The sequence below is a fragment of the Sulfurospirillum tamanense genome, assembly GCF_016937535.1.
Classification (GTDB): Bacteria; Campylobacterota; Campylobacteria; order Campylobacterales; family Campylobacteraceae; genus Sulfurospirillum_B; species Sulfurospirillum_B tamanense.
On sequence record NZ_JAFHKK010000025.1, the window covers coordinates 1 to 13,226 of the forward strand.

5 protein-coding genes are annotated in these 13,226 nt (G+C 47.3%); all 5 read left to right on the forward strand.

From position 1 onward, the window contains the following. On the forward strand, window positions 1–1,220 hold a 1,220-nt coding region (locus JWV37_RS10040), incomplete at its 5' end, for a TolC family outer membrane protein (protein ID WP_205459670.1). Window positions 1,221–1,290: 70 nt separating this feature from the next. Then, window positions 1,291–3,459: a type I secretion system permease/ATPase gene (locus JWV37_RS10045; protein ID WP_205459671.1), complete on the forward strand. Its 2,169-nt coding sequence runs from the start codon at window positions 1,291–1,293 to the stop codon at window positions 3,457–3,459. Then, window positions 3,452–4,828, forward strand: coding sequence for an HlyD family type I secretion periplasmic adaptor subunit (locus tag JWV37_RS10050; protein ID WP_369407676.1), 1,377 nt, complete (start codon window positions 3,452–3,454; stop codon window positions 4,826–4,828). Before JWV37_RS10045 ends, JWV37_RS10050 begins: the two co-directional genes overlap by 8 nt. A 2-nt stretch (window positions 4,829–4,830) precedes the next feature. Next, entirely contained in the window at window positions 4,831–5,433 is a 603-nt protein-coding gene (locus tag JWV37_RS10055) for a response regulator transcription factor (protein ID WP_205459673.1), read from the forward strand. 101 nt (window positions 5,434–5,534) lie between these two features. Further along, window positions 5,535–13,208, forward strand: a complete 7,674-nt coding sequence (locus JWV37_RS10060; protein ID WP_205459674.1) for a BapA/Bap/LapF family large adhesin — start codon at window positions 5,535–5,537, stop codon at window positions 13,206–13,208. The last annotated feature ends 18 nt before the right edge of the window (window positions 13,209–13,226 follow it).

Consider the following 13,226-nt stretch of genomic DNA (forward strand, 5'->3'; position numbering starts at 1 on the left):
ATTTTCGCGCTATCACCCAAGACAAAAACATTGCCTTTGCTGGATACCTACCAACTCTTGATTTTGTGGCAGCTGCAGGACGTGAAAAAACCAACAGCAACAGCACAAACAATCAAGATGTTTACCTTAACCGCACTGAAATGGCCTTCATTCTTCAGTGGAACCTTTTTCGAGGTGGTGCAGACAAGCTAAACATCAGTCGCCAAGATAGCCGCATTAGCGCTGCGTCTTATCGCGTCATGGAAGCTATCAATGAAAAAACTCTCGAGACAGCTCAAGCATACCTTGCAGCACTCAAAGAGATGAAGCTTCTTGAACTCGCTAAAGAAAACGTAGAAGTACATGACCGCCTTTACAACCAAATCCAACAACGCATTGATGCGGGCATTGGCGCACAATCTGAACTTGAGCAAGCCGCCAGCCGTTTAGCCTTGGCTGAATCAAATCTTGTTGCCACACAAAACAACTTTGATGACGCAGTGGTTAATTTTGAAAAAGTCTATGGCTCCTCTGTTAACCCCGAAGCCTTTAGTGACCCAGCTAACAGCGCAGATATTCCTGAAAACTTTGCCCTCTTGCTAGAACAAGGACAGCAAAACAACCCTTCTTTAAAAGTTCAGCGCGCCAACATTGATGTGGCAACAAAAAATTACCACATCAGCAAAGCCGCATACCTTCCTGTGATAGACTTAGAAGCTAAGCAGTCGTGGAACAAAAACATTGGGGGCGTAGAAGGAGACGATGACTCTAGCTCCATTATGTTGCGCTTTACTTACAACCTTTACAATGGTGGAGCCGATGACGCTACACATCAAAAACGCATCAGCGAACTTGCTAAAGAAAAAGAGGTCTTTAGCATGATGGAACGCCAAAATAAAGAACGCTTGGGCTTAGCGTGGAACGCGTACACCATGATTGACAAACAAATGGGCTACATTGAAAAACACCGTGACCTAAGCGAAAAAACCCTCTCGCTCTACAACGAAGAGTTTGGCCTCGGACGTCGCACCTTGCTTGATATTTTAGATACTGAAGGCGAATACTACGGTGCGCAACGTGAACTTGTTACCGCCAAATATGACAAAATTTTCGCCAAATACCGCATCTTTGAACAAACTGGCACCTTGCTACAAGTAGCGGGTACTCATGGTCTTGAGATGGTTGGCATGGCAGATACGGGTGTTTCCAAGGCGGACGAATTAGACACTATCTCTCACTAATTTTTGCTGTATACTGTCGCATCGTGCAACACCATGTTGTGCGGTGCGCAGGGATTTTAAAGGGAGAGAGATGCCAGAAGAGATTATTAATGCTGTGGGTATAGACCCGCTATTAGAGTGCTTGGTGATTGTTGCCAAACTTCACGGAAAACCTTTTAGTGCTGAATCGCTTATCGAAGGGCTACCTACCGCCAAAGGGCGTGCTGAGCCGGAGCTTTTTTCTATTCACGGCGCTAAAGCTAACTTTTCTCGCGCCGCGGCGCGTGCGGGATTTACCTCCAAGGTTGTTAAGCGCGAACTAAAACAAATCCCTGCCCTTGTACTGCCTTGTATTTTGATGCTCAAAGACAAGCAAGCCTGCATTCTAGATGCGTTTGATGCCAACAAAACCCACGCACGTATCATTGTTCCTGAGTGCGGCGAGGGCGAAACATGGGTGCGTGTAGAGGATTTAGAAAAAGAGTATTTGGGCTTTGCCTTTTACCTCAAACGCATTTACCTTCAATCCGAACGCAAAGACGACGTGCTTGAACAGCGAGAATCCAAACACTGGTTTTGGGGAACACTATGGCGCTCACGCAAGCTCTATAAGGACGTTTTATTAGCATCTTTAGTTGTCAATTTTTTTGTACTTGCTAGTCCCTTATTTGTCATGAACGTTTATGACAGGGTCGTGCCCAACAATGCCGTTGAGACTCTTTGGGTTATGGCCATTGGGGTAGCGGTAGTCTATCTCCTTGATACGGTACTCAAATTTTTACGCGCCTATTTCTTGGAAGTGGCAGGTAAAAAAAGTGATATTATCATGTCTTCCATGATTTTTGAAAAGGTCATGGCGCTCACCATGGGTGTGTGGCCAAAGTCCATTGGCTCTTTCGCGAACAACCTCAAAGAATTTGAATCCATTCGCTCTTTTTTTACCTCCGCCACGGTGTCTACCATCATTGACCTACCCTTTGTGGTAATTTTTATTGTGGTGATTTATTTTATCGGCGGCTCTATTGTCGTGGTTCCTTTGGTGGTCATGCTCTTGCTCCTTGGGTATGCACTGTCCATTAGACAATCCCTTAGTAAAAGTATCGAAAGCGCCTATAAAGCCGCGGCACAAAAAAATGCTATTTTAATTGAAAGCCTTAGCAACATCGAAATGATTAAAACTATGGGTGCCACAGGGCGTGCACAGTTTCAATGGGAAGAGGCTTCGGGGGAGATTGCGCAAAAAGGGCTAAAAACTCGCATTATTTCAAATTCTATTTCCACTATTACTGCTCTTTTGGTGCAACTCAACACCGTTGCAGTGGTAGTGTATGGGGTATATCTGATTCAAGATTTAAGTCTGACCATGGGGGGATTAATTGCAACGGTCATTCTCTCTTCCCGCGCTATTTCACCCCTTGGGCAAATTGCCTCACTAATGGCGAATTACCAACACACCAAAACGGCTTTAACCTCCCTTAATGACATCATGGCGCTTCCTGTGGATAGGCCTCACGGAAGAGAGTACATCAATCGAGAGAAATTTGAAGGGAAAATTGAATTCAAAAACGTCACCTTTACCTACCCAGGAGCCTTGAAACCTGCCCTTGAAAATGTCAGTTTTGTCATTCAACCCAAGGAGCGTGTTGGTATTGTAGGAAGAATTGGGTCTGGAAAAACCACTCTTGAAAAACTGATTCTTGGGCTATATCAACCAAGCTCGGGGAGTATTTTAATTGACGATATTGATATCAGTCAAATCGACCCTGCGGATTTGCGCACCCATATTAGCTACGTTTCCCAAGACATTGTGCTTGCCAATGGCACCGTCAAAGACAACATTGCCTATAAAGCGCCCTACGCTACCGATGAAGAGATTTTAGAAGCAGCCAAGCTAGCGGGCGTAGAAGAATTCATCCGCCAAAACCCGCAAGGATACGAGATGGAAGTGGGCGAACGCGGTGCTGCCCTTTCAGGAGGTCAGCGCCAAAGCATCGCTATTGCTAGAGCGTTTTTGCTCGATGCGCCTATCGTACTTTTAGATGAGCCAACAAACTCCATCGACAACACCATGGAGGCAAAAATTAGAACCCATTTTGCCCGTAAATTTGAAAATAAAACCATCATGCTAATTACTCACAAAACAGCACTCCTTCCTCTTGTAGATAGGCTTATCATTCTCGATAATGGCAAAATTGTCTTGGACGGCCCACGTGATAATGTCTTAAAACAACTCCAAGGAAATGGAGGCGCCCGTGTTTGAGAAACTTCCTAAAATCGACCCTCACGCCGTGCGCTCTGTCTCTAAAAAACAGAGTTATTCTCCCCAAGATTTAGCATACATGAGAAGCCTCAGTGCAGCAGTCTTAGAGAAGTCCACCCTTAGTAGCCGTTTGATTTTGTGGACAATCGCCCTTTCGGTTGCTTGGCTTGTCTTATGGGCAAGTTACGCTTCTGTGGATGAAATAGCACGCGGAGAAGGCAGGGTTATTCCTTCAAGCCGCGTCCAAGTGGTGCAAAACCTCGAAGGAGGCATCGTCGAAGAACTTTACGTGCGCGAAGGGGACAACGTCCAACGCGGCCAACCCCTTCTTAAGATTCAAGACATTCGTTTTGTGAGCTCTTTTCAAGAAAACCGCCTACGCATCCAAGAACTCAAAGCCAAAACCATCCGTTTGTACGCAGAAGCCAATGGTTTGGATTTTGACAGTGCCCCTAGAGACCAAACGCTAGACTCTTCTTTTTTGGACGAAGAAAAAAGCCTCTTTTTAAGCAATAAAATCCAACTTGAAAATGCCATCGAAATCATCAACAGCCAACTGCGCCAACGCACTAGCGAGCTCACTGAAATACGTGCGCGCATTCGTCAGCTCACCCGTAGCCTAAGTCTTCTTAAAGAGGAAATCACCCTCAAAGAACCCATGGTTAAACAAGGAGTTGTGCCTGCGGTGGAGCTATTGCAATTACGCCGCCAGCTCAATGATGCCGAAGGAAGCCTAGAGAGCGCCAAGCTTTCTGTGCCACGCATCGAATCCTCCATTGAAGAGACCCGCGGCAAAATCCAAGACACCGTTCTTGCCTTTCGCAACAAAGCCAAAGAGCAGTTCAACGAAGTTTCTGCCGAACTCATGCTCACTCAGCAATCCATCGGTGCCCTTACTGACCGCGTAGACAGAGCCATCGTGCGTGCACCTGTAAGTGGTACGGTTAAGCAGCTCTTTACCAATACTGTGGGCGGGGTAGTAAAGCCGGGTATGGACATCATGGAAATCGTACCCATTGATGACGCACTGCTTGTGGAAGTGAAAGTCAAACCCTCCGACATCGCTTTCATCCAACTCGACCAACCTGCAACGGTCAAATTTACCGCCTATGATTTTTCCATCTACGGCGGCCTAACAGGTCACGTGAGCCAAATCGGCGCAGACACTATCACTGACGAAAAAGGCAATACCTACTATGTGGCGATGATTAAAACCGACTCTACACACCTAAGTTCTGCTAATGAGATTTTACATATTAAAGTTGGAATGGTAGCCAGTGTTGACATTATCACAGGCAAAAAAACAGTCTTGGACTTTTTACTCAAACCCATCCTCAAAGCCAAACACAATGCCTTACGGGAGCGTTAATTATGATACTTTGTTGCGTCACTTACCCCACTATTTTTGCCCATTGGAAAGCAGCCATTGAAACAGAAAATCCTTTACATGTAAAGGATTTTTCAACATTACTTGAAACCCTCAACACCTCCTCTTCGATGATTCTACTCGTCCATGGAGAATTTTTTGGAGAAACCCCTTTGGTTTCGGGTATTTTGCAACTGCGCACCCATGCCCCAAGAACACGCATTATGGTCTTAGAAGATACCCCTACCTTTGAAGAGGGCAAGCCTCTTTTGCGCCTGGGTATTTTTGGCTATGCCAATGCAAGACTCTCAGCTGCCCATTTACAACAAGCACTTATGCTTATTAGAGATGGGAATATTTGGCTCTATCCTGAATTTTTACTCCAAATGATTCAAGGGCTTCCCCAAACCGACTCTTCGGATTTTCTCACCCAGCGCCTCACAAAGCGAGAATACGAGATTGCTACCCTTGTAGCCCAAGGACGTTCCAACAAAGAGATTGCCAAAATCTCTTTTATCACCGAACACACCGTTAAGGTGCATTTACGTACTATCTTTGAAAAATTGGGTATTCACGATAGGCTCTCTCTGGCGCTAATGTTTCGCTAAAACTAAATTTGACACAAAAATACCACTAAAGAGGAATACCCCTCCTCTCTCCTTTGTCCTATACTGTTCATAGTTAAAAATATCTACACAAAGGATCTACCATGGCAACAGTCGTCGGATTTGTGACACAGATCACAGGAGTCGTAAGAGCAGTTTCAGCGGATGGAACCGTTCGTGTTTTGGTCATGGGAGATCCTGTCCATGCCAACGAAACCCTTGAAACCGTAGGACAAAACAGTGGTGTTAGCGTGCTTTTTGAAGACGGACGCCAAATTGCAATGCAAGGCCAAGAAACTTCTTTGCTAGATGATTCTGTTTACAATGGTCAAGGTTACGCCGAATCTGAAGTACAAGCTATTCAAGAAGCTCTAGCCCAAGGTCAAACCCTTGAAGAAGCTGCCGCAGGTGAAGAAGGCCCAGCGAGTGATGGTGGTTCTGGCGATATCTTTGTCGCTGAGCGTACAGGAGATTTGGGCGATATAGGCTCCTATATTCTCCCTACTGATTTTGCTACCTCACAAGTTGAAGAAGGGGCGGAAGATGGTCTTATCAACGTCGCTCCTACGGTGTTTGATGTAAGTGCTGTGCAAATCGAAGTGCTTGATGGCCAAAACGTCATCTCCGGACAACTCCTTGTCACCGACACAAACCCCAACGATACCCACGAATTTTTTGCTGTTGAAGACTCCTTAAATGTCACCACGCCTGATGGGGTTGCCATTGAGGGTCTTACTTTTGTCCTTAATCTTGATGGCAGTTACACCATCACTGGCGATTTTAACGCTTTGGCTGTTGGCGAAGAAGCTGTTGTAACCTTTCAATACTTTGCCGTCGATAACTTTGATGCTGTCTCCCAAACAGCTACGTTTACCCTAACCATAACAGGCACCAATGACCAGCCTGTGGTGAGTGATGTCAACGCAAATGGCGGCACTTTCTCTTGGTTGATAGGCGGAATTGGCAACGAAGACCAAGGTGAAAATGAAGGTCAAGGTGATTATCCATCGCTTTTAGCAGTACAATCCAATGTCGATCTTGAAACATTGAATGCCTTTATCAGCACAGGTGAAGGCTCAACAACTATTCAGGAATATTTTACCCAAGAACAAGGGTATGACCCATACGATGGCTCCGCACTCAAACTCACCCTTGGTGTCAGTGCAGGAGAAACCGTTGTGTTTAACTGGACGTTTTTTGATGCTGAGGGAGGCGAAGGGGAAAATACAACAGATTTTAATGATTTTTCTTTTGTTGTCATCAACGGTGAAATTATTTATCCTTTGGCAAACTCTGCTCAAGAAGGCAACCAAAACAACGGCACCTTTAGCTACACCTTTAGTGAGGGCGGAACGCATGAGATTGTTTTTGGTGTCATGAACGATGAAGACAGTGCCGTTAGCTCAAGTTTACAAGTCACACACGTCTCTGGTGGAGAGATTATTGACGCTCAAACTGCAGGACATGTTGAAACGCTCGAAGGAAGCAACCTTGTCCACGAATCTGCTGACCCTCAATCAGACACAGAAGACGTATATACAACCTTTGAAGGCACCCTTCCTGCCGTGCAAGATGACGACACAAACGACACCCACACTTACGAGGCAGTAGAAGAATCTTTACATGTAAACAATGAACTTGTTACTGACCTCACCGTTACCGTCAACGCAGATGGCACTTACAGCATCCAAGGCAACTTCAATGCCCTAGCCGCAGGCGAAACCGCCACCGTAACCTTTCAGTACGTTGCCAATGACGGTCGTGGGTTTGATGGCACTGATGGCATCAACGAAAGCTCTATCAGCGAGCCCGCCACAGTAACTCTTACCATCACAGGTACGAATGACCGCCCCGTGGTTGAAGATGTAAGCGATACACAAAACGAAGCCTTAAACGGTCTTAACACTTTCGCAGGAACCCTTGTTGCAAGTGATGAAGATGCGACCGATACACACACTTACGCCTTAGTAGAAGAGAGTGCCACTATCGACAACGAACTCATTACAGAATACAGTGTAGAGGTAAACGAAGATGGCACTTATAGTGTCAGTGGCGACTTCAATGCTTTAGCTACAGGCGAAAGTGCAACCATCACATTTCAATACACCGCCACAGACAGCAGCAGCACGCAAGCCAATGGCGAATCAGACACCTCTGCTCCCGCAACAGTAACACTGGTGGTCACTGGAACAAACGACCAACCTGTAGTTGAGGATGTTACCGCTGTGGTGACAGAAGCATCTTTGCTTGACACGCCACGAGAAGACTCCCGTTATGAGGGACAACTAAGCGCATCTGATGCTGATGCTAGTGACACCCACACCTTTAGCATTGACAGTGGCACGTACCGCGTCAGTATTACTACAGTAGATAGCCAGGGTGCTGAAACTGTCACGACACTTGCTCCATGGGCTGTAAGTATTTTGATGCTTACTAATCAACTCTCCATTGATCTCAACGCCGAAACAGGCGAATACAGTGTTTATAGTACATGGTTTAACACACTTGGTGCCAACCAAAGCATGAGTGTCTCCTTTGATTACCGTGCCAACGATGGTCAAGGCTTTAGCGGTGACTCGGCTCATGAAAACTCCTTGAGCGAAGCAGCAACTGCAACCCTTGTGGTTCAAGGCACCAATGACCAACCTGTTGCATTCCCAGACAATGTTAGCGCATGGGAAGCCTTTTTGGCCAATACGCCTAGCGAAGATGCGATGTTTGCAGGAAGATTGCCTTTTGCTCTCGATGAAGACACACTGGATAACTTCGACCTTACTTATGTTGGCGTTGATGCAGACGAAAATGGAGTGATTGACACAACCACCACAGGACCAGTTGATGATGCCGGTGCTCCCGTGGTAGACCCATCACAAACCGTTGTAACCATTAACCCTGATGGCACTTACAGTGTTGTCAACCCCACTTTCAATGGCCTTGCCGCTGGAGAAAGCGCAACAGTCACATTCCAGTACTACGTCAATGATGGCTCGGGTGCGGTAGCGGGCGCCAACCCACACGAATCTCCTGATAGCGAACCTCAAACCATCACACTTACCATCCGTGGCACCAATGACCGCCCCGTGGTTGAAACCATTAGTGATGAAGAAAACGAGGCCCTTGAGGGCACCAACACGTTCACGGGAACCCTTACCGCGACCGACGAAGATGTCAACGACACACATACTTTCCACTTGCGCCACAACTCCGTCAATTCTGACAATCCACTTGTGACTGGCCTAAGTGTGATCCTCGCGCCCAATGGCGAATACAGCGTCAGTGGTGATTTCAACGCTTTAGCCGTCGGCGAGAGTGCGACCATCACATTCCAATACCGTGCAAATGACGGTTCTGGCTCTCCCCTTTGGGATGAATCACGCTATTCTAGCTACGAAACTGTAACATTAACCGTTACAGGCACCAATGATGCGCCTGTGATTTCTGAACAATCTGTCACCTCAGGTGACGCAAAAGAAGCAGGCGTTGTGACCGATGAGGGCATAACTACACCTGTCGCAGCTGTACAAGCCACTGGTACTTTGGTGGCAACCGATGTGGACAATGGCGCTACATTGACATGGACGGGTGATGACGCAGGTACATACGGAAACTTTGCGATTGACGCAACAACGGGCGAATGGACTTATACCATTGATAGCACACCTGGCTCACTTGCAGACCAACTCGCCCAAGGTGAAACCAAGACAGAAACCTTTACCGCAACCGTCACGGACGAACACGGTGCGACCGATATCCAAACGGTAACCATTACCGTTACGGGTACCAATGACGCACCAATAGCTGAACTTCAAGACGACCTCAACGCCGTTGAAGATGGCACCCTTATCACAGGACAACTTGTCGCCAACGACATCGACAACGATGATAATGCGGCCACATTAACCTACACTCTCGTAGGCGACGCACCTGCTGGCTTTGTACTCAACAGCGACGGTAGCTACAGCTTCGACCCTTCCGATGACGCGTACCAATCCCTTGGCGTTAACGAGACTGCCGATGTCACCTTTACGTGGATTGCCACCGACAGGCACGGAGCCTCCTCTGAACCCCAGGAAGTTACCATTACCGTCACAGGAGTCAACGATGCGCCCGTGGCAACGGATGATGGCAAGCCAAACTTTACCTTCGGCGCTCTTTCTGGCAGTTACTACGCTGTTGATAGCGAACACAATGGCCTAGAGGGCAGCACATACAATAACAACAATAGTTACCTTATTGACAACCTCACTGAATTCAAACACATCGTTGCCACCACCGACCCTGCTGCGACCTTTGAAGCGACAAAAGTATGGTACGGTTATGGCAACAGCAATGGTGTTTCAACAGGCAACAGCCTAGAGGCGTTTTTAAATCACGATGGCGCGTCCCTCAACTACACCGATGGACAAACCAACACCCCTGAGGGCGGCGTACACATCAGCGGAAGCGTATACATCAAAGCAGGTACCTATAACTTTAAAGTTCTTGCGGATGATGGCTACGAAATCCTCGTTAATGGCGAAAGTGTTGCCAAGTACAACAACAACCAAAGCCCATCAACCCGAACCCACGATGCATTTACTATCGACGCAGACGGCTGGTACGACATCGAAATGTACTGGTGGGACCAAGGCGGCGAGTATGTCTTCAAACCTGAAATCAGTGCCGATGGCGGACTAACCTACACAGCGCTTTCCAACGAAGGCACTTATGTTACGCCTGAAGATACAGCCTTTACTTTCCAACCCGAAGAGTTGCTTGCCAACGACTTTGACATCGACGGCGACACGCTTACTATTATCAGTGTAAGCAATGCGGTTAATGGCACCGTTGAACTCAACGAAGACGGCACCATCACTTTTACGCCCGCAGAAAACTTCAACGGCATCGCCACTTTTGAGTACACCATCTCTGATGGTAATGGCGGCGAAGACAGCGCGACCGTAACTTTACATGTAAGCCCTGTAAACGACGCGCCAGTGGCTGTGGATGACGCTCTTGAAACAAGCAAAGATATACCACTTATCATCCCTGTAGCTGACTTACTGGAAAATGACAGCGATGTAGACGGTGACACACTAAGCATCATCAGTGTTGGCGACGCGACCAATGGTACTGTTACTCTTAATGGAGATGGCACCATCACCTTTACACCAACAGGTGGTTTTAGTGGGGATGCAACCTTTACCTACACTGTTTCTGATGGCAACGGTGGCACAGATACCGCAACCGTCACCATTACAATTGACCCAGGCAACAGCGACCCAACTATCACGGTCACTACAGGCAACCCTGAGAATGCCAACGACACTGTATCTGAATCAGGTCTTGCAATCGGCTCAAACCCATCGGCAGCAGCTATTGTTGCTACTGGTGTCTTCTCCATCGCCGATGCAGACGGACTGGACGACATCACCTCCATCACCCTTGCAGGAACCCAGTTTACTGTTAACGCGTCCGATGGTTTTGCTGGCATCGTAGGAGAAAGTGCTGATACCCAATACGGCACCGTGACCGTCACAAGTTACAATGGCAATGGCAACTTTAGCTACACCTACGAGCTAAGCGACCCTGCAACCAATGACGCACCACCTGCACCAACCCACGTAGGCGCACAAGACAGTTTTACAGTTGTTGTTTCTGACGGGGAAGCCTCAGCGGAAGCAACCATCACCATTGACATTACCGATGATACACCACAAAGCTTTAGTAATGAAGCGACCTTAAGTGTTGCTGCAAGCGAAGTACTAGTGGGTGGTTTTGCTGCGGGCTGGGTTAATGTTGACACAACAGGCAACAGCTACACAGGAACCAATCTAGACACAGATGCATATAAAGACAAAATCGAATGGGGAGACCCTGTTAATCCTGGGCAAAGATCTGGGTATGTGTTCACGGACAACGAAGCTTTGCGCTCCAACAATGGTGTGGAAATCGATACAGAATTCACACTTGGAACTTTTATACACAATAACTTCAAAACATGGTCTGGCACCTCTACATTAGAATCAGCCGACCTTGAGGTGAAGTTTATGGTCACTATCAATGGCCAAAGCCACCTCATCACACACACTATTCAGTTTGAACACGAAGAAACTCCTAACAATGACGTTGACCCACTGGAAGATGCAGATGTTGTGACTATTAAAAACGCAACATTCCAAACAGAGATTAACGGTCAAACCTACACCTTTAGTATTCTTGGTTTTGTGGATGGAAGCGGCAACCCTGTCACCACCGTACACACCCTTGAAAACCAAGCCAATTCCTTTGAGTTGGTCGCTAAAATCTCCTCTACTGACGCCTTACCCACTGTTTCAGACAGTGTTGGGCACGTTGGCTCAGACTGGGGTGCAGATGGCGCAGCTAGTGCACAAAGCATCACATGGGAAAATGAGGGAAGCACCATCGAAAGCGGTGCCATCCAAGGCACTTACGGCACATTGACTGTGGATGCAAATGGCAACTACACCTACACTCTTGACCGCGATGTAAAAGACAGTATGGACGCGGATGAAACCTTAACTGAGGAGTTTACCTATTATCTCACCGACGGAGATGGTGACCCTGTGGCTTCCACACTCACCGTTACTATCAACGGCCAAGCCACGCTGGACGCGATTGATAACCTTGCCGCAGTGACCATTGACGAGGTCGCTATTGCTCCTGCACCGACAACCGAAGAGGTATTAGACACATTTAAACTTCAAGGTTCAAGCAATAGTTACAACAACCGTACGCTCACCAAAACAGAGCAGTTTAGTATTGAAGAGGACGCAACAGGCAACCTTAACTTCAGTGTGGACGTGACCACCGTTGGGGGCGGCACAAAAGCAACCTATAGTTGGACGCTCTTTGAGATTGTTGATGGTGTTAAAACTGCCATCAATGGTAGTGGCGCAACCCTCAACAGTGACGGAAGCATTGCGGTTTCTGGCTTGGACGCAGGAGACTATGAGATTTCCATCACCACCAATGTCCACGGCAGGTCTGGCAACTGGTTCTGGGGCTACGACTATCCAAGCGTCGAAGTCAGCGATGTTGACCTCATTGTACAGCCCGCTTCTTACACTGAAACGCAAGCAACGGATGTAAGCGGCAATATCCTTAGCGATGACATGCTTGGTTCTGTTAACACAACCTTGTCTATTTTCACTGAAGGTGATTTTGAAGCCGCAAGCGGCTCAGGCACCACAGTTGCAGGCGAATACGGCACATTGACTATTTTTGCAAACGGCGACTACACCTATACGCCTATCGCTTCGCTTAATAACGTTGGGCAAGTAGAATCCTTTACCTACCAACTCACCCATCCAAGTGGTGCGACCGATAAGGCAACACTTGACATCCGCCTTGATAGCACCACCCTTAACGTAGTCTGGGGCGGAGAAGGAGAGCTTACAGGAACTACCGGCGATGACATCTTAGTGCCAACCCTAGAATCTACACTCATTGATGGCGGGGATGGTCTCGATACCTTGGTGCTTTCTGAGGACATTGACCTTAGCAATGTTCACAACATTGAAATTCTCAAACTTGACACCGATACACCTATCAGCCTTACAGCCGAAGATGTATTTAATCTTACCGATGAAAACAACGTCTTGATTGTTTCAGGTGAAGGCGATGTTCAAATCGCTGTTGACGGACTAGACGATAACGAGGTCTGGACAAAAAATGATGCGGCCAGCACTCCAGAACAAAGCGTCTACGAGGCGGTATACAACGGTAGCGACATTACACTCATTATCGATCAAACCGTCGATACGGACATTCTCTAAATACGCTATGATTAGCGC